Origin of the sequence: Gordonia sp. KTR9 (genome assembly GCF_000143885.2) — a bacterium.
Lineage (GTDB): Bacteria > Actinomycetota > Actinomycetes > Mycobacteriales > Mycobacteriaceae > Gordonia.
In genome coordinates this window covers 2,822,125-2,841,048 of record NC_018581.1, presented here as the reverse complement: position 1 = coordinate 2,841,048, position 18,924 = coordinate 2,822,125, and the positions used below count along the sequence as shown (strand labels likewise).

General features: G+C 64.1%; 15 protein-coding genes. 8 read left to right on the top strand and 7 right to left on the bottom strand.

All coding sequences use genetic code 11. From position 1 onward, the window contains the following. Window positions 1-8: 8 nt before the first annotated feature. Genes KTR9_RS13585 through KTR9_RS13570 form a run of 4 tightly spaced genes read right to left on the bottom strand, consistent with a single transcriptional unit; the run spans window position 9 to window position 7,863 of the window. Window positions 9-428, bottom strand: coding sequence for a HEAT repeat domain-containing protein (locus KTR9_RS13585; RefSeq protein ID WP_014926828.1), 420 nt, complete (start codon window positions 426-428; stop codon window positions 9-11). Beyond that, window positions 425-6,829, bottom strand: coding sequence for a putative T7SS-secreted protein (locus KTR9_RS13580; protein ID WP_238553861.1), 6,405 nt, complete (start codon window positions 6,827-6,829; stop codon window positions 425-427). Before KTR9_RS13580 ends, KTR9_RS13585 begins: the two co-directional genes overlap by 4 nt. Further along, window positions 6,830-7,474 carry a hypothetical protein gene (locus tag KTR9_RS13575; protein ID WP_014926826.1) on the bottom strand — a complete coding sequence of 215 codons (645 nt, stop codon included), beginning with the start codon at window positions 7,472-7,474 and terminating at the stop codon, window positions 6,830-6,832. Continuing rightward, a complete protein-coding gene (locus KTR9_RS13570; protein WP_044506693.1) occupies window positions 7,471-7,863 on the bottom strand; it encodes an SseB family protein in 393 nt (130 codons plus the stop codon). The genes KTR9_RS13575 and KTR9_RS13570 overlap by 4 nt, the downstream gene beginning before the upstream one ends. A gap of 243 nt (window positions 7,864-8,106) precedes the next feature. Here KTR9_RS13570 and KTR9_RS27315 point away from each other — a divergent pair, with 243 nt between their 5' ends. From KTR9_RS27315 to KTR9_RS13550, 6 genes are all read left to right on the top strand, one after another. Beyond that, on the top strand, window positions 8,107-8,481 hold the full coding sequence (locus KTR9_RS27315) for a hypothetical protein (protein ID WP_148281191.1): 375 nt from the start codon (window positions 8,107-8,109) through the stop codon (window positions 8,479-8,481). Then, complete coding sequence (locus tag KTR9_RS26930; RefSeq protein WP_014926824.1) at window positions 8,423-9,139, top strand: DUF3558 family protein; 717 nt, start codon at window positions 8,423-8,425, stop codon at window positions 9,137-9,139. Before KTR9_RS27315 ends, KTR9_RS26930 begins: the two co-directional genes overlap by 59 nt. A 335-nt stretch (window positions 9,140-9,474) precedes the next feature. Then, on the top strand, window positions 9,475-10,728 hold the full coding sequence (locus KTR9_RS13565; RefSeq protein WP_014926823.1) for a hypothetical protein: 1,254 nt from the start codon (window positions 9,475-9,477) through the stop codon (window positions 10,726-10,728). Window positions 10,729-10,753: 25 nt separating this feature from the next. Then, window positions 10,754-11,374 carry a uracil-DNA glycosylase gene (locus tag KTR9_RS13560; protein WP_014926822.1) on the top strand — a complete coding sequence of 207 codons (621 nt, stop codon included), beginning with the start codon at window positions 10,754-10,756 and terminating at the stop codon, window positions 11,372-11,374. Window positions 11,375-11,549: 175 nt separating this feature from the next. Continuing rightward, window positions 11,550-12,050, top strand: a complete 501-nt coding sequence (locus KTR9_RS13555; RefSeq protein ID WP_014926821.1) for a hypothetical protein — start codon at window positions 11,550-11,552, stop codon at window positions 12,048-12,050. Window positions 12,051-12,123: 73 nt separating this feature from the next. Next, complete coding sequence (locus KTR9_RS13550) at window positions 12,124-12,729, top strand: class I SAM-dependent methyltransferase (RefSeq protein ID WP_044506689.1); 606 nt, start codon at window positions 12,124-12,126, stop codon at window positions 12,727-12,729. 35 nt (window positions 12,730-12,764) lie between these two features. Here the strand turns inward: KTR9_RS13550 and KTR9_RS13545 are convergent, their stop codons facing one another. Next, window positions 12,765-13,250, bottom strand: a complete 486-nt coding sequence (locus KTR9_RS13545; RefSeq protein ID WP_014926819.1) for a nuclear transport factor 2 family protein — start codon at window positions 13,248-13,250, stop codon at window positions 12,765-12,767. Window positions 13,251-13,595: 345 nt separating this feature from the next. Here KTR9_RS13545 and KTR9_RS13540 point away from each other — a divergent pair, with 345 nt between their 5' ends. After that, complete coding sequence (locus KTR9_RS13540; RefSeq protein ID WP_014926818.1) at window positions 13,596-14,867, top strand: vWA domain-containing protein; 1,272 nt, start codon at window positions 13,596-13,598, stop codon at window positions 14,865-14,867. A 132-nt stretch (window positions 14,868-14,999) separates the two neighbouring features. After that, the gene (locus KTR9_RS13535) at window positions 15,000-16,436 is read left to right on the top strand and encodes an ADP-ribosylglycohydrolase family protein (RefSeq protein ID WP_238553859.1); all 1,437 of its coding nucleotides are present in this window, start codon (window positions 15,000-15,002) and stop codon (window positions 16,434-16,436) included. Between the two features lie 86 nt (window positions 16,437-16,522). On the opposite strand, the gene KTR9_RS13530 is transcribed toward KTR9_RS13535, so the two are convergent. Both KTR9_RS13530 and KTR9_RS26925 read right to left on the bottom strand, forming a co-directional pair. After that, the gene (locus KTR9_RS13530; RefSeq protein WP_014926816.1) at window positions 16,523-17,404 is read right to left on the bottom strand and encodes an HNH endonuclease; all 882 of its coding nucleotides are present in this window, start codon (window positions 17,402-17,404) and stop codon (window positions 16,523-16,525) included. A 244-nt stretch (window positions 17,405-17,648) separates the two neighbouring features. Beyond that, a complete protein-coding gene (locus tag KTR9_RS26925) occupies window positions 17,649-18,785 on the bottom strand; it encodes a DNA (cytosine-5-)-methyltransferase (RefSeq protein WP_044507917.1) in 1,137 nt (378 codons plus the stop codon). Window positions 18,786-18,924 lie beyond the last annotated feature (139 nt).

Genomic DNA, 18,924 nt, shown 5'->3' with positions numbered 1-18,924 from the left:
ACGAGTCATCAAGTAGAAGATTGCGTCCGTTGTGCGAGAGAGTTCTCAGCGCACTCGCGGACCCAATCATCCTCGTCACCTGCGAGTCGCTGCAACACGGTTTGTCTGAGCTTAGGGTTCTTCGCTAGCGCCGCTCGGACGCCCGCGTCGGAATCGGAGGCCAATAGGTCGGCAATCGTTTCGTCCTTCGCCGCAGCCCGTCGCATTGCAACTGTGAAACGCACGTCGCGATCTACGTCCTGCGCAAGAACCCGGAGAACGTCAAGCGGAAGAGTCTTGTTCTGAACCACGTATGGCCGATACTTGGGCATTTCTGAGATGATTTTGAGCCACACCTCCGCCGGTGCCGAGTCACGAGCCACACGGTGCCGATCTTCGACGTCGTCGCTGTTGAGGAGTGACTCATACTCGCTGAGTGAGGTGATCAATGCAGGTCCTTTCTGGGTATGTAGACTCCGGCATCGCCTTTGTGTTTGCCCACGATAAAATCTCCGTACTCGTCGGCGTCCCTGAACCAATGCAGTCCGCGCTTATCTTCTGTGTACACCTTCCACACCGAATTCCCGTGACCAGCATCATCCTTTGACCACCAGAGGCCGTCCGATTTGCTCTGGTAGTACTTTCTGGAGCCCCAGGACCTCGTCTCTGATGTGCCGTCCTTGGTGATCTCCCATAGCCTCCGCTCGGGGGACTGTTTGTCGTCCCGTTCCAGCGAGTCGCCGTCACGGGAGCGGGAGTCACCGCAACCCTTGGTTGGGGCCAGACCACGCGGGTCAGCCGCCAATGTGGGGTTCGTCGGATATGTATGAGGGTTGGGTGCGGGCCGCAGTCCCAACGGGTCCGGACTCAGGTAGCGCCCCGAGCCTGGGTGGTAGTACCTGTGTCGGTTGTAGTGGAGACCGCTTTCGGGGTCCGCGTACTGACCCGGGAACGCCCACGGCGTCGACGAGCCAACCCACGTGCTCTCGCCGTAAAGTGTCCTCGCTGAGTGTCCTGCGACCTCTCCAGTTAGCGGGTCAACGAGTGCAGTCGGTGTCGCGATCTGATCAGTCACGATCGCGAAGAACTCTCGGTCGACCTCGGCCTGGGTCCACTCTCGCGGTCTGGGCGACGCGGATGCAGGTGCACCCAGATTGAGACTCACCTCCCCGTCCTGTGCGCCGTCCTCGAACTCGATGGTGTCCGACGCCGTGATTGATTTGGTGCTGCGAGTTTGCGCTAAGGGCGTGTACGCGTAGGGCGCGAACGTCCAGGTAGTCGCCGTGAGGCCAGCGTTGGAGTCCGCGTCCGGGACAGCAGGCGTCGACTCCGTCTGCTCGACCATCTGCTCGCCGTGCCAGTGGAACCGGGTGACTGCCCCGGTTGCTGTGTTGGTTTTGCTGAGTCGACGTCCCAAGTGGTCGTAGGTGTACGTCCACGTCGTAGCGTCGGGAGTGGTCACGCTGCGCAGTCGATCGTGAGCGTCCCAGACATATTGCAAAACATCGGGTTTCCGCGACAGCCGCCTCCGACTCATCGAGGTGAGGCGACCGGCGGGGTCGTAGCGGTACGACGTACGGCCGTCGTCGACGAGCAGCGTGCCGGAGTATCGCCAGCGGGTGCCCTTCGAGGCTCGGCTAGCGCCTCGCACCTCAGGGATCGGAGGCGGCTGGCTAGCGCCTCGCACCTCAGGGGGCAGAGGCTGACTGCCGCCTCGCACCTCAGGGCGCGGAGGCTGGCTGGCTTCCCGCGCATCAGGGGACGGAGGTCGGCCGGTGGCTTGCGCATCAGAAGACGCGATCGCTGAGGTCCCGTAACCGGTGATGTTGCCCGTCGCGTCGTAGGTCAGTTGCTCCGAGCCGGTTGGGCTGATTGCCGCAGTTATCCGCCCGAGCACGTCGACTCTGTAGTCAGTCCGGCCGCGTTCGGCAAGCGTCGTCGTTGAAGTTGTCAGGATGCCATCAGGGCGGTACGTGTACTCAGCTCGTGCGACAGTGCGTTCCGGTCCCCCACCAGCCGCATCGCCGGACCCGAAGTTCAGCGTCGCCGGATTCGCAGAGACCGTCGCAACCGACCGACCGATGAGCCGACCGACCGGATCCCACGACGAGTCGATCGCCGTGCCCTCGAATTGTCGACGCTGCTCGCGGCCCGTGGCTGAGGTGGTGATGTCGCAGGTACGGCCAGCGGTCGAGATGAAGTCGAGCACGCCACGCGGGTCGTACCCGAAACGCGTGTGTACCGCGGTCGGCGTCGTCACCCATGCCAAGCGACCTGCGCCGGTCCACCCCGACTCGATCACCCAGTCCGTGGATCCGTCGTTCACGCCGCTCAGCTGCGGCATTCCCGCTGCCGTGTAGGTCGAGTGCCACCGCCCGAACGCACCGACGACACTCTCGGGCCGTCCTGCGGAGTCGTAGCTGTACCCGGTGACCTCGCCATCGAACTCAGGGTTGAGCGGGTCGGAGCACCGTTCAGCGACGACACGACCAGCCGCGTCGTACTCGAACGCCACGGCCTGCCCGGCAGCGTTCGTCCGCGTGGCGAGTCGTCCGCCCGCGTCGTAGGCGTACGTGGTTGTCGCGCCGTTGAAGTCGGTCTCGGACTGCAACGAGCCGTCCGCGCTGTAGGTATAGCTCCACACGAGACTGTCAGGGTTGGTGACCTCGACGAGCCTGCGTGCGGTGTCGTAGGTGAACGTGGTTCGCGATCCGTCGGCGTCGACCCGGGCGATCGGTAGGTCGTAGTGGCCATACTCCCAACGAGTAAACGCGCCAACCGGATCGACGTAAGCGACGCAGTTTCCTTCGCCGTCGTACTCCCAACGCGACTGTCCACCATCGGGAGCGACGAGACTAGTCCGATTCCCCATCGCGTCGTACCCGACGACCGTGATGGCGCCCTCGGCGTCGACGACCTCGACCGGCCGTCCGAACGCGTCGTACGCGATCCGCGTCATGTTGCCGAGCATGTCGGTGATCTCAGTCGGCAATCCGGCCGAGTTGTTGCGGTACCGAACCATCACACCGTCGGGATCCGTGTGTGAGGTCAGCGCACCATGTTCGTCGTAGGTGTATGACGTGACCGCGCCGGCATTGTCGGTCACTGTCAGCGGACTTCCGTTGTCGGTGTACGTGATACGCGTGGTTATCGGACCTGGTTCGACGACTCTGTCGGGGCGTCCCGGGCCTGCGTAACTCACCTCCGTCAATGCGCCGTCGGGGCCGACGATCCGTTCGACATCGCCGAAGGCGTTGTAGTGCAGCCGCGTCGGAAGCCCATCCGGACCGGTGAGCACCATCGGTTGCCGACTGTCGTTGTAGTCGGTCCGGGTGATCCGCCCCAGCGGATCGATCTCCTGCCGCACTCGATTGTCTGCGTCGATGCCGTACAGCGTCGTCGCGCCGACGGCATCGGTGTAGGTCGTCATCGACCCGGGACCTGCCGTTCGGAGCTGGTAGTCGAACCGCCCGGACCAGACTCCGTTCATGCCGGACTGGATGGTGACGCGGCCGAGGTCGTCGTACCGGTTCCAGTACTCCATCCCGATCGAGTCGCGCCACCAGGTCATTCGCCCGGCGTCGTCGTACCCGAAACGTGTTGTCGCGCCGACGGCGTTGGTCGACGCTGCGAGATGGCCGCGATGGTAGGCGAAGGTGCACAGCTGCTCGTCTACGGGGACGCCGTCCACCCCGGCGACCAGGCGGTATCCGAGGATCCGGGCGCCGTCGCACTGGACGTCGATGCGATAGCCGGCGGAATGTTCGACAGCGGAGGGTCTTCCGTGCTCGTCGAAGACGAAGCGGATCCGGTTGCGGTGCCGGTCGGTCAGTGCTGAGACCGCGATGCTCCCCGCTCGCACATCAGCGCCGTCCAGTTCCGGGATCGGAATGAAGAACCAGCTGACGAGCGTCCGGATGTGGGTCAGTTGATACCCGTCCGTGGCCGTCGCCCGTAGCTCCCAGTCTGTGTCGTTGACACTTCGTGACACCGAGTCTGCCTGTGGCTTGGGGAAATTCGTCATGGTGCCGTCAGCGTCGACGATGGTCACCAGATCGTCGGTGACGATGGCACGGGCGTCGAAGGTGGACGGCGTGGTCGGTCCGAGCCAACGTCCCCACCGGTAGCGGGATCGGTGTCGATGGGTCAGACGGAGCGGAAGAAATCCGGGGAGGTCGACGTCGGTCAGCGGGAGGAAGTACTCGCCCGTCGCGACATTGACCGGTTCGCCGTTGCTGCGGCACTGTTCGGGCGACTCGTTGCCTTCGCTGGTGTCGGCGCGTTCGGTCGAGCCCGCGTCGGTGCGATCTGGATGCCCGGCGTCGTGTGGTTGGCCGGTGTCGTTGTCGGGGGTGGAGTTGGTGCCGTCGGGGTTGTCGCCGTCGGGTCGGTTCGACGGTTCGGGGTCGCGCGGGGACGACGGCGCGTCCGGGCCCGCTGGCCGTGGGTTGGCCGCAGCGGGGCGTTCCGGTGTGAACGGGCGGTCCGGAATCACGGCCGGCGGGATCGGCCGATCGTCGGGGCCGCTGCGGGGCGAGGGAGTGGTTTCCGGCGCGTTCCGGACGGTTGGTTCGGGCACATGATGGGTGTTCGACGGGACCGGACGTCCACGGTCGACGTCGCGCGGTGTGGTGGATTCTGGCGTGGTGCGCGCAGGAGGTGTGCGGTCCGGGGTGTGGTCGGGAGTGCGCGGAGAGGCCGCTGGAGCATCTGCCCGGCTCGGAGCGCCGGGACTGGTCGGCGTCGCGCCTGGCTTCGGTTGCGCAGCATCCGGTGTGGCATGCGGCGTCGACACTGGATGATGGGCGCCGACCGGCGCGATGGGCCCGGTTGCGGGTGTGTCTGCCTGGTCAGGCGTGCGTGTCGGGGTGTCGACGATGTCGGGTCGAGTTGTCGGCGCATCCGGGTGCGTCGACGTCGGTGACGGACGTGGACCAGGCGCGTCTGTGTCTGGTCGCGCGTGAGGTGTCGTCGGCGCGGCTTCGTCGGCTTTTGGCGGGTGGCCGCCGGCCGGCTCGTCATGCCGTATCGGGGTCCGGTCGACGACGGGCTCGTCGGGTTTGGCCGGCGACGGTTCGTGATGCGCTGGGTTCGGTGCGTCGTCGCGGTCGACGGCGTTGTGGCCTGGGGTGGAATGGCCGGGTGAGTTGTCGCCACCGGCCGCGGCCGCGGGCGTGGTGGTGTCGCCGCGGTTGGGTCCGGGCGGGTCGTCGTCGCCCAGGTTTCTTGGTCCAGATGGATTGTCCGCGGGTCCCGGCGTCTGCGATCCCGGACCGTCCGCAACAGGCGACGGCGCGGGCTCGGGTTTCGGCGCGGGGGCCGCAGTGTCGGGATTGGGGGCATGTGGGCCGGAGCCGTCGACAGGTCCGCCAGCGACGGGCTGGTCCGGGGACGCAGCGTCAGGGCGTGGTGCAGGCGATTCAGGTGATCCCCCGCTGGGCGGAGTGTCGACGGCTCCTGCCGGTGGCGCAGACGAATCGGGCGTGGGAGCCGGATTCGGCGAGCTGGCCGGTGACGGGGGCTCGGCGGCCGGAGCCTCCGGGGCGGGACCGTCGGCCCTGGGAACTGGAGGCGCGTCGTGATCGACGGGGATGTCGGGACCGTGCCGCCCCGGCAGCTCGGCACTGGGACTGGCACCAGGCGTGTTCGGCGACGACCCGTGCGGCGCGGGCGTCGGGTGCGGCGACGCTGGCGGGGCGTCTGGGCGATGTGACGTCGGGCTGATATGTGGAGTCGGCGGCGTCGTCGGGAGGTTGCGGCCTGACTTCGCGAGCCCGGTTATCAGGCTGCCGCCCTTGGGTCCCGGCGCGATCATCATGACCGTATTGCCGATGACGTTGCCCAGCGCCTGGGACGGATCCGTCGACCATCCGGACCCGGCGAAGTTTCGAACGAACTCGTCGGGATGGGCGACCTGGTGCACGATCCCGGTGACCATGGTCGCCGAGTTGCGCATGTACTGGTGGGGGTTCGCGATGTTGTAAGGGTTCTGCGGGCTCAGCATGTTGAGCCCCTTCACAACCTCGGTGACCGACCCGATAAGGCCCGCTTCGAAGTGGTTGAAGCCGGTGAGCCCGGCAGTCCCGACGTCGCTGGCAGTCATGCGTGCCTGGTCGAACGCAGACGGCATGGGTGGTGCCATGCTCGCGGCGCCGCTGAGGTCGGCTTTGACTCCCGGGGCCGACGAGTTGCGATGGTCGCGTCCGACTTTCAGGACTCGCTCCGCCTCGGCTTTGTATCCGGGCCACGGGTCGGGCCCCGGATGTGTCGGCGGGGTGTCGCGACGATCGTTCTTGTAGTCGTCGAGCTCGTCGTTGTAGACATTGGCCTTGGCGACCCACTCGTCCCGTTTGCGCTCGCCCTCTTCCCAGATGCGGACGGCCTCGGCGGCCTTCCGCTGCGCGAAGGTGACGACGCCGGCCCAACCAGAGAGCGCTGCAGCCGCTTTGGAGGCGGCGTCGCCGGCTGCGAACCACTGCGGGACCTGGCGTCCAGTGGCATCGCGGAACTCGACTGCGCCGGTGCCGGACCAGTCACCGACCGAGATCCCACGTAAACCTTCACCCGCCGCGACGAAGTTGCCGGCAAAGCCCGTGAACTTCTCGGCGAGAGCGGTGATGCCGGGAGGGTCGCCGAGGATCAGTTCCTTGGGGTCTTTGGTCTGGTCGAGGTTCTTCTCGTCGGGCATGGCGCCCAACGAGTTCGCGACGTCGTCGCCGAAATCCTCGACGCCGGTCGCAATGCTGTCGAGGCCGACGGCGCGCAAACCGCCGCCGAGTATCTCGGTAGCACCGTCGACCAGTCCCCCGAGCACTTCCTTTCCGCCCTCGAGGGCGTCGAAGAGGCCCACCTACTTGGTGACCGGTTTGTCAGCCGGCTCGGACTCGGCGCTGCTCGGCGGGTCCGCGGTGAATCCGTCACGCTCGAAGCCGTCGATCGTGTCGGTGACAAGTGTCGACGGGTCGACCTGGTGGCGGGCGATGGTCTCGAGGTCCTCGATCAGTGTTCCTCTGAGTTCCTGGCCCAACTGCCGATGCGCTGCCATCTCCTCGGGCGTCAGGGCCCACTGCGGGTCGGTGATGGCGTTCTTGTTGTGCTCCCACAACTCGCCCCACGACTTGTCTTTGACGTCCTCCGGCGTAAGGCTCGGGTCACCGATCAGGTCCATCGTGAAGTTCTTGAGCTGGTCGCCCGCCCATTTCTCTTCACGCTCGTAGTGACTCGCCCCGAGTCCGAGGCCTTTCGAGATCTCGGCCGCGCCGGTGACGAGCGCCCGAACGCCCCATTCCCAGCGGTCGCAGTACTCCTCGAGGCCGCTCTTCGGGTCGGCGTGACCGATCGTGCGGCCGTCGAGGTCGAGGTCGCCGTACCCGCGACCGAGCGCAGCGCTGTAGTCGGACCCGACGCCGGTGTCGGCGAGCCCGTCGATCACGCCGTTGATGCCGGCGCTGGCCTTGGTGAGGTCGGCGGGGTCGACCTTCAGATTGTCGGTCATCGGACTACCTCGCCCTCGTCGTCGTAGTAGCAGTGCGGCGTCAGCTCGCGGCTCGGCGGAAACGTCATCGTCGACGGTGTCGCGGGGTCGATGACGAGGCCGGTGGGTTCGGGGGCTTGGTCGAGGACGCGGTCGATCAGCGCGTGACCGGGAACGTCGAGGTAGCGGACCTCATCGAGGTTTCGGTCGGTGAGTTCGGCGAAGTCACGCAGACGCTCAGGGGTTGTGAACGCCAGCATCCAGGGGATACCGGATTCGACCAGCGTGAACAGGCGCCTGTTTTGGTCGAGCGGAACGGCGAGGCTGGCATCGCGGAGGGCATCGTAGAGCCGAGGTGGATCACCGAAACCGGACAAATACGCCCGCACCTCATCGACATATGTCGTCATCACCGGACTCCCCCGCAGTCATCACCGTGCCGGTTGATGCTAGATCATGGAACTTGGATTCTCGCGGTGGTGTACACAGGGGACATTAGCCAACTGCTGACTCTGCAGTTGTTTCATCGATGGTTTGGGAAGGTTCGTCCGCCAACTCACAAGGCCGATGGTTGACGTCGCGACCAGGGACGTCGTACTAGTGTGTTCGTCGAGGTAGACCAATGCTCGCGACCAGTAACGGGGAGGAAGCCTGTGAGTACGCCCTTCGGAGACGACTCGTTGCTGCCCAGTCCCGCCCCGTACATGCCAACGAGTCCTCATGGGCCCGGCACTGTTCTGCGTTCAGATCGTGCAGCTTGGGAACGTCGTGAGACGGCAGCAAACGAGGCCGCGCGCGATCTAGCCGGCGCGTTCAACAGCCTGAAAGAGATCGATTCGTATAACTATTTCGGTGATTGCGTCGAAGGCGACATGTTCTTCGAGGCATTATCGGGCGCGCTCGCGCGACTATCCGAACAAATCGATCATAATCTCGCGACCGTGCGCAGTTTAGCTATCCAATGCAAAGATGCCTCGTGGCGAATTTCATCTACAGATACTGAAAGCGCTACGAATATTGAAACGTAGAGCCATAATTTCGCGGACCAGTTGTTTGTTTGTAATCCCTCTCGCGGCTTACATGTTGACATCATGTGGTGTTTCTGGAACTCCGCTAGCCGGCGAGGTTGCCGCTAGCTCATCGATGTCGGAGCCCGTAGAACTAAACACCGAAATCAGACAAACCGACGACCGGGGCCGTGCTCTACCGTTCGAGAACAAGTTTCCGAATCGCTGGAGCATAAATAACAATGGCACTACATATGAACCGTGTACCTACGTGAGTAGCGTTACGCTTTCTCGGTTCGGACTAGATCCCGATTCAGTTGAGGACGCAGCACTATCAGACTTTCAGACTGCGCGTGGATGCCGATGGTATTACCTTGATGACCCTCTTTCGTCGCTCAGTCAGTCAGTTGGCAATTTGGTGCGGCCCGGCTTGGGCCTCCAGGGGCACAAGGACCGGATCTCCATCGCTTTTGACTTGCTCCCCGACATCGTGGTTGCGGGAAGGGCTGTGATTCGTGGGTCGAAAGGCCAAGGAAGTTGCTCAGTCTTTGTCCGATCCGGCGACGCGGTCGTAGGAACCTCAGTTACCAGATTCGATATAGTCCGACCCCCGACTGCTGAAGTTTGCAACACGGCTGTTGAGTTCCTTCGCGCGACTATCGCCGATATCCCGCTGTAGCCCAGGCGAAACGAGACTCAACTGTCCTTCCAGATCGCATTGCGAAGAGCTACATGCTCGGCGAGTGGCAGTGTGCAGTGTGGCGGCCGGGCAGACGCCCAAACGCTCGCTTGCGTAGGTAGGCAGAGAAGCGCGTATCTGACGCACGCTAGGAGAACTTGCATCTTCAAACGCGATTTCGCCGACGGTGATCGGCCGACTGCCGGTCTCGAGTCTCCGCACCCTAGTCGCGCGGGTCGGCCCAGAGCGGAGGCTCTGTCCTCCGTTCAGACGAACTGCGATTGTGTCGGCCTTGTCCGCTACATTCGTTTGGTCACCACGCAGATGGAGGTTCGATGTCCAAGGAGCTCGTAGAGGTGCCGGTGTGGACGCTGGCAACGGCTGAGGCGGACATCCCCGCCGTCTTGAGCGACGCAGCGGTGACTCCCGAAAGACTTACGGGCCTTCGTCGAGCTCTTGCCGAGTTAAGCGAGACCCCCCTGACGACACTGGAGGCCCATGCAGCGCCCGAGTCGCTCGATCGGTCGAAAGGTATCCACCTGCACGGTGTGAGTCCGTTGGCGCAGCAGCTTTCACAGCTCGTTAAGAACACGCCGCAGGTCGTCACGGACGGCGGCGAAACGCTCTACCGAATGCAGGTGCCCGCAAAGTTCGCGGCGCAGGTAGCGGGTGGGATGGTGAAACCGATGGCGGCGTCGACCGCTGCCAATGGGGTGCACACTGCGCTCACCGACGGATCAAGGATCGTCGGGCAGGCAACAATGGTCCCTGTGACCGCAGGAAAGGCAGCTGCTGCCGGCGCCGGTGCCGCGGCACTGACAGTCGCGGCGCCCTTGGTCCTGATGGCTGTCGCCGTTGGCGTCAGCGCATACGCTGACCAGCAGCGTCAGAAAACCCTCGAGAGGATCACTGAACTACTCGAGAAACTTGTTGCTGACAACCTGGAGTCCGAACAGCACGCGCTGGAGGCATGCCGGGGTGCTATCCAAAAGGCGACCTCCATCGTCCTGGACGAGGGGCGAATAGGGGTGTCCCTGGGACTTGACTCGGCAGTGTTTGCGATCGACAGCGCCGTGTCCAAAGCGTCGTCCCGAATCGCCAAGTGGGAGAAAGCACTGCAGACGTTTGACAGCGACAAGGTCGAACTGAACAAACTAGTTAGGGCGATGCCGGGTGTAGAGACTGCAGACAGCGAGTTCTACGTGCACGTTCAGCTTGCCCGGCTTGCTATCGCGATGAAACGAAGAGTCATCGTGCTGCAAGCGGTTGAGCACGCGCAACTGTCGGAAGGGAACCCGTTCGAGCGTTTCGCTGCGGTGCTGCATAAGGAGCAACATGACATCGAAGCAATCGACCGCCGCCTTGACGGCGTTCTGCTTCGCCTGTCGTCGCTGCAACTCGACCGTTCGCACGGAATCCGCGACGTCATGTTCTCCTCCGGCGAGGTGGACAAACTGCTGAACACGACGCGTCGACTGCGCGACCTTGGGCAGACGGTGCAGATTGCCGGACGGCAGTCGGAGGTCACGATCGACATGGTCCAGGAGAAGAACGGCTCGGTGATCGTTTTTCCTGCGATCGCGTCGTAGTGCCGGAACCAGAAGCGCTCGCACCGTGAACGGACGCAACGCCGAGCCCGACGTTGTCGCCGACAAGCTGGCTCGGATTCGCGCGCCTCACGTTGCTCCCCTGAATGACCTGGCGGACCGGATCGCCCAGGCGGAGGGCCTCAGTAAGGGCGAGGTGCCGTACGTCGATCCCGATACCGGCGGTGTCGATGCCCGGATGCTGGTGCTTCTGGACAATCCGTCGACAAAGGCCGAGTCGGCGACCGGTTCTGGATTGCTAAGTCTGGACAACAACGATCGGACCGCGCGCAATTGCCGGGAAGCGTATGCGCGTCACGGGGTCCGCTCGAAGGACGTCATGCACTGGAACGTCGTACCGTTCCCGGTCGCCGGGGTGAAGAACGGCGGTTCGACACCTGGTGAGCGGGCACGTGGCGTTCGGTGGACCCGTGAAGTTGTGGACTCGCTACTCAACCTCGAAATCGTGTTGCTGCTCGGGGCAGCAGCCCGCGACGGCTGGCGCCGTGCGACTATCACTCGTCCCGGCATCTACGTGCCGGCGGCCAATGTTCCACATTGTTCGATGCGAGGCCTGAACACCGCGGGCGGGCGTGAGCGTTTCGAAGCCGCAATTGCCGACGTCTCTGAGAGACTCAGACGGTCCTGAGCGTGCCACCGTCGGCGGATGGGGGCTCGGTAGCACTCCGACGCCCCCCGCCTGAAGTCACGGGTTTTCGGACGCGACAGAATCCCCAAGGCCCCTGTGTAACAGGATCCATCGATGCTGTCGGGGCGTCCTATCGTCACTTCATATGAGTACCGACACGAGCGACAGAGAACGTATGTCGAGAACACGCGGGGCCTCGATACCGCACACGTTGTGGCTGGCCGCCGGACTCATGTGTACCGGTGCGAGTCTCCAGCTGATCGGCATGTTCTACGCCCTGTCACTGGTCGAGTCCATCAACGAAGAAGTTCGTGCGCGGCATTACGTCAGGCTCGGTCCTCAACCCGCGCAGTCGAACTACGACGCAATCGACAACGCCGTCGAGACGGGGACAACCATCGGGGCCGGTTTGGTCGTGTCTTTCTGCCTCGCCGCCGCGGGACTCTGGTTGTTCATGGCATACGCCAACGCGCGAGGCTTCACGTGGGCACGCCTCATGGCGACCGTCATCGGTGTTGTCGGACTGGTCTTCGGCTTGACGTCACTGGCGGCCGACGACCGTCCGGTGACCGAGGCGCTGAACGTTCTACTGGTCGCGGTCGAACTCGCCGTACTGATACTCCTCTGGCTTCCAGGATCGAACGCCTACTACCGGCGTGTGTCGGCAACCAAGTGACGGTGCGTGCCGACGCGTTGACAGCCGTCTTAGCTGTGCAGGGACGCGACGCTGCATTTGGCACAATGCGGGCATGGTCGAACAGAGCATCTGGATGCAGAAGGTCGCCGAGGATCCGAACCACTCGAGCTGGTACGTCGAACGTTTCCGTGACCTCGCTCGGGAGGGCAACGACCTGGTCGGCGAAGCGCGGCTCATCGACGCAATGGCTGCACGTGGATCTCGCATCCTCGATGCGGGATGCGGCCCGGGCCGCGTAGGTGCTTACCTCGCCGAGGTCGGACACGACGTCGTCGGCGTCGACGTAGACCCCGTACTCATCCAGGCCGCCGAAGTGGACCACCCGGGCCCGCGCTGGCTGGTAAACGACCTCGCCGAACTCGACCTCCCCGCCCGCGGCATCGCCGAACCGTTCGACTTGATCGTCTCGGCCGGCAACGTGATGGCGTTCCTCGCCCCGAGCACGCGCGTGACAGTCCTCGAGCGACTGCGCGCACATCTCCGCGACGACGGTCGCGCCATCATCGGATTCGGCGCCGGCCGCGACTATGCGTTCGACGAGTTCCTCGAGAACGCCGCCACCGCCGGCTTCGCTCAGGACCTTCTGTTGGAATCCTGGGACGTCCGGCCGTTCAATCAGCAGTCAGAGTTCCTCGTGGCGGTCTTGCGGCCGGCGTAGCCGATTCCGTCTGGCGCCAAGAGGGCCGGGCAATTTCAACTTTTGAGATCCGTGACAAACTTCCCCTCGGTGATCTCGACCTCGGACGCTAGCGGTTGCCGCATCCGCCAGCGTTCGGTCAGCGTCGACGCGGCGATCTTCCACTCACCGTCCTCGACTATGTACTCGTCGTCGTACTCCCCCACCATGACCGTTTCGGTTCGGTCGAGCAGGTTCACCTGACGGAAGCGCAACGACCATCGTCCCGCCGCGGTCGTCTCGCTGGTGAGGGTGATCTCGGGATGCATGCCGTGGTGCATGTCGAGGATGGCGAACCGGCCGTCCTTTTTGTGCAGTGCCACCCGACGGAAGATGTCGGTGAGTGCGTCGGCATCGTCGAACGTGCCCATCGATCCGTAGTCGATCCGCGCGCCGGAGCGGACGAAGCAGTCGCGAAACGCAGACACGTCCTTGGCATCTGATGCCCGCCAATAGCGGTACTTGAGTCGCTTGATCGAAGCGACCTGCCCATCTCCAGCCATCGTTCCCGCTCTCGCACCCAGGCGCGCCATCGTGTCGCGCCGCACCGACTCGCCACAGGCAGCCTATGCCGCGCGACGTGCTACCGAGTGGATTCACCGACAGTGGACAAAGCAGCCGCACCGCATGGCCAGAGGCTGAGCCTGCGCTCCGGAACGCCTACCTGCATCGCGGCATCCGAATTGTCGGTGGTCGATGCAATCATGCAGGAGTCATGAGGGGTTCTCGTCCCGATCTGAATGAATCATCACCCGATACCGCCGTCACATGCGCACAACCGCGTCGCGGCATCGTCGCCGTAGCTGGAGATGACCCTTGGTCGAGACGAGTCGGAGGAAGGAAGACACATGAAACTCTCTGCTGCGCTCGATGTCGAGGTCGTCGCTCACGAAGCCGCGGACGAGGTGACCGTGCTGCTCGAACTGCAAGCACCCGCCGGACCCGTCACGAACAGAACTCCGACTGCTTTCCAAATCGTGCTCGACCGAAGTGGCTCCATGTCCGGTGCCCCACTTGACGGTGCACGCAAGGCACTCACCGGCGTTGTCGCGCAACTCGATCCCGCCGATGTCTTCGGTGTTGTCACCTTCGACGACGCGGCTGACGTCGTGGTTCCTGCCGCCCCTCTCTCGGACAAGCAGCGTACCGCCGACGCCATCGCGGGGATCGTGAGCGGTGGCTGTACCGACCTGTCGTCCGGTTACCTGCGGGCTCTGCAGGAGGTGCGGCGAGGCATCGGCGCGGCCGGCATCCGCGGCGGGACCGTGCTGATCATCAGTGACGGCCACGTGAACCGGGGTATCCGGGACGTCGACGATCTCGCGTCGGTCACCGCCAAGGCCGCCGCCGACGGGGTCGTCACCTCGACACTTGGCTACGGCCGCGGGTACGACGAGACACTGCTCTCTGCGATGGCGAAGGCAGGCAACGGCAATCACGTTTTTGCCGACGACCCCGATGCGGCAGGGGCGGCGATCGCCGGGGAGGTAGACGGTCTGCTGGCCAAGGCAGCTCAGGCGGTCACCCTTACGGTGCGATTCGTTCCGCAAGTAATGCATCTGACCCTGTACAACGACCTCCCGGTCCACCAGACCGCCGAGCACGAGCTGATGATCGAGCTCGGCGATCTCCACTCGCTGGAGCAGCGGAAACTGTTGTTGCAGATGAAGGTCGACGGCCTTGCAGCACTGGGACTTGTCCAGGTCGCCGACCTCGAGCTGCGCTACGTGGAAACTGCGACGCTGACCGAGCACACCGTGACCGTGCCGATCTCGGTCAACGTGGTGCCCGGCGACGAACTCGGCGATCGCGTCCCCGACCCCAAGGTGCACTCCGAGAAGCTCTACCAGGAGGGACAGGCCGAGAAGCTGCGTGCATCGCGAGCCTTCGAGCATGGTGACATCGAAGGCGGCGAGTCCGCACTGGGCGTTGCGCGTGCTCGTCTCACCGAGGCTGCCGCGTTTTGTCCCCCGGAGGACCGTCAGACCATCGACGACGAGGTGGGCGCGCTCGATGGGCTCGCCGCCGACATCCGCACTACAGGTGCGGGTTACGTCTCGAAGGCGACCCGCGACTCGTATCATCTCGCCAACCGCAAGCGCGGCCGACGCCGGGACTGAGTTCGTTCACGACGACGCTCCGCGTGGTCGTCACCGAGAACCCGGCCGCCGCCTAGCCGTCGAACCATCCTGACTCGAAGGAGCCTCACGAAACTCACTACCGCGCAACTCGACCGAGCCGCAGGCGTTCTCTTGGCCACCGCAGTCGGTGACGCGCTCGGCGTCCCGTACGAGTTCGAGTCCCGCGTTCTGCGGGATGACGAACCTCCCCAGATGCTCGGCGGTGGCCTCGGCGACTTCGCACCTGGCGAATGGAGCGACGACACGTCGATGGCCATGGCGATCGCGGATGTCGCCGCCACCGGCGCCGACCTCACTACCGACGACGCGCTTGACGCCATCGCGGACAACTTCCTGCGCTGGTTCGACGGCGGCCCCGCCGACGTCGGCATCCAGACCAGCGCTGTGCTGAACGCGACGAGGCGCCGGCTCAACCGCGGTGAAGTCGGCGCGGGTGCGATCATGCACGAGGAAGCGAACGCCTACGCCGAGGAGCACCCGCACTCGGCTGGCAATGGTGCGCTGATGCGAACCGCGCCCGTGGCGCTCGCCCACCTCGACGATCGCGACACGCTCGCGGAGGCCGCGCGTCTGGTCGCCGGCCTCACCCACGCCGATCCGCTGGCCGGCGACTCCTGTGTCCTGTGGTGTGAGGCCATACGGGGCGCGGTCCTCGGCGGCCGAATCGATGTCCGTGCCGGGCTCGACCTACTACCCGGCGAGCGGGCCGACCAGTGGTCAGCCTGGCTCGACGCTGCCGAATTCGAGCCTCCGAAGTCGTTCTCGCCGAATGGCTTCACGGCCACCGCTCTGCAAGCGGCGGCTGCAGCGTTCACGCAGACACCGGTCCCCGACTCGATGTCGTGCCGTCACCTGCAAGCCTCGCTCGACGCCGCGATCCGAATCGGCAACGACACCGACACCGTCGCCGCAATCGCCGGCGGTCTGCTCGGCGCCCGATGGGGCGCAAGTGCGGTCCCGTGGTTCTGGCGTCGTGCCGTGCACGGTTGGCCTGAGCGCGACGGGCGTCCCAGCGACTCGCACGACTTGGTTGCGCTGGCGACGTTGGCGGTCCGCGGTGGCGAACCCGACGACAAGGGTTGGCCGTTGGTCGACGACGTCGCATACTCCGAGCACGCATTCACCGAAGTGGTCCCCCACCCGTTCGACGACGGCGTGCTGCTCGGCACGCACGCGACTGTCGACCATCGTGCCGATGCGGTGGTGTCGATGTGCCGTGTCGGACGACGCCAGGCGTGTTTCGGTAAGGCGACGGAGTTCGTCGCGTCGCGGCTCATGGATTCGGACGATTCTGCGGAAGACCAGAACCTCGACTTCGTGCTGGCGGACACGGCCGACGCCGTCCGTGGGTTGCGCGCCGAGGGCAGGACCGTGCTGCTGCACTGTGTGGCCGGACATCAGCGGACGCCGAGCGTCGCCGTCGAGTACGGCGTGATGCTGGGGCATCCGATCGAGAAGGTGCGTGCCGCGGTGCTGGAAGCTATGCCAGGTGCGCGAGGACACGGGATCGTATGGGAATCAGCCGGCGCGGTGGCGCTGGGATGGTAATCAAATCTTGGCGATGCCAGCTCAGTACGAGCGCGAGACCAATAGCAAGATCTAGTTTGCACTGTTCAGCGACGGGCGCGACGGCTTCAAGAAGCCGCGTTGAACTCGTCAAAACGGCGAGCCAACCGCTCGCGGTCCGGTCGTTCGGATCGGCGCGAGGGCAAGCGAAGACGCCGACCCTCCATCTCTTGAATGCCATGCTTGAGCATCGGACCGTCCGTTACGTCCAATACGTCGCGTGCGACGTGTACGGAGAAGTCGGGCGAGATGCCGATGATGTTCAAGTCGAAAGCGCTGTGGTGGATCTTGCACAGACTGAGGCCATTGGTGACGATCGGGTGCCCGTCGAAGTCCTTATCAGGCGTGATGTGCGCAGCGTCGAGCAATCGGCCGTATTCGAGATTGCAGACTGCGCAAGAGGTGTCGTACGCCTTTAAGACACGTCCTCGAAACTCGGCTTGATGCAATCGTTTACGGGTTACCCGCTCCGCGTACGCGCGCTCCGTTGGCGACGGATCGAGGGGATCGCGAAGGAATCTGAGACTCTCATCGACCGCTAGAACGAATTGCCGAGCGTCGGTGTCGTCTGCAATTACATAGGTAGGAAACACCGGGACGTAAACCCCGTCTCGGATCTTGCGGAGAAGAATGATGGGCACTCCGAGCTCGTAGGCCCTGCGGAGTTTCTTGTTGTCCCCGTCCAAAGAACCTGCGCGGTAGTCGTAACGGAAGAGGTCGCCTAGATCGCTGTCCGAATACTGGCTATCAGGCGACGAAACGACCGACAGAGTCGCTTCCATGTCGCGAGGATTCCAAATACCTCGGGATCGGTCGATGACCCGACGCGTCTGTGTACCCACTTGCAGCGCCGTGAGCTCGTCTCGGGTGACGAAGCCACGCTCCGCGACCTGCTCGGCCAACGCCTCCATGATGGCCTCGCGCAGACTCGATTCAACTGGACTGACCATAATGACCTCCGTCGGTTCCTAACTCTGCAATGTAGCGGCACCGAATGCCAGTGGTCGCTCAGTGCAGTCCCGTCCAAGCCGTCGCTTGCTCAGACCGGTCGATCTCCATGGGCACTTTCTCAGGGATGAGGCCGCATCTGAATACCCGTTTCGATATGCCGGCGATGGCTGCCAGACGGATTGGTGTCCGACCTGGCACTGTCGTGAATTGGTCTGTCGAAGCCTTCTGACCGATCACTCTGTATCAGTCGGCGTAGAACTCGGCATGCGCGTGAAGTGCAGAGGTGAAGTCGGCACGTCGACGTAGCGAGCTGGCTTCCAGCCGCCTGGTGAAACCTCTCGTCGCAGTAAGGCTGAGAGGAGTTGTGCCGTAACGTGTGAGAAGGCCATCCAGTGACTGACCGTTCCGGACTCTCACTGGACGTTCGGATAAGCACCAAGCCTCCGCCTGCCCATCCACGCGCGCCGCTGCGGTGGGCCAGGATGTGCCTGGCAACAGTACAGTTCGCTGAACATCCACGGGCTCTCCAGGCTGAGCCAGCCGTCGACCTATCCATGTGGCGACCGGCGCCGTGACGGCGTTGCCCACCAACTTCCAGCGAGTGCCGTCCTTCCCCGCCACGCGGGTCCATCCAGACCTGAACCCCTGCAGCCTCTCGCCCGCCTCGATCGAGGGCTTCACGATTGCTTCGCCGGTGGGCCCGGCAGGCCGCCACACAGCGGGAGGGGAGGCTATCCCCAACTTCGACCCGCCCTTCAGAGTCGGTGTGACACCCTCGCCCCATCCGAGACCCCGGTTCCCTTCAGTCCAGTAGAACCCGTACGCCTTGTGCGACCTGAGCCCGCCTGAACCTCCGACTTCGTCAGCGAACAAGACACCACGTGGGTCCTCGCTCTTCGATGCCACGACAAACACTCTGCGTCGTCGCTGACGCACGCCGAAGTACTGAGAATCGACGAGCCGATAGGCCCAGTTCCAGTTGTTCTGATCAAGCCATGAGGTGATTGCACCGATTGGAGCACCCCTGTGGAGTGTGAGCATGTTCGGCACGTTTTCGAGCACGAGCCACGTGGGTGCCCGCTTTTCGACGAGACGGAACACCTCATTGACCAGCCCGGACTCAGCTCCACCGATACCCACTTTCCGACCGACCTGGCTTAGGTCTGTACAAGGAAAACCCGCTGTCACCACGTCTACGGGAGGAAGGCTTCTCAGGGCCGTGATGTCGCCAGCCACGTGCGCATCGAACCGCTGTGACAAGACAGCGGCAGCCGGTGCCCAGTTCTCGCAAAGAAGCTCGGTCGTGACTCCCCCGCGGGACAGACCCAGTTCGAAACCGCCGATGCCAGAGAACAGACCCGCCGCACGCATGCGATACATCCTCGAGGAAATCTGTGACAAAAGCCAGTCGTCGTAACGCTGGCTGCGCTTACGAAAGATCCGTCGTGCGGCATGGTCGCGCATCGCACAAGGGTGCCGCCACGACGACGTGCGGTGTCCTCCGGTCGTGTCGTCTGGC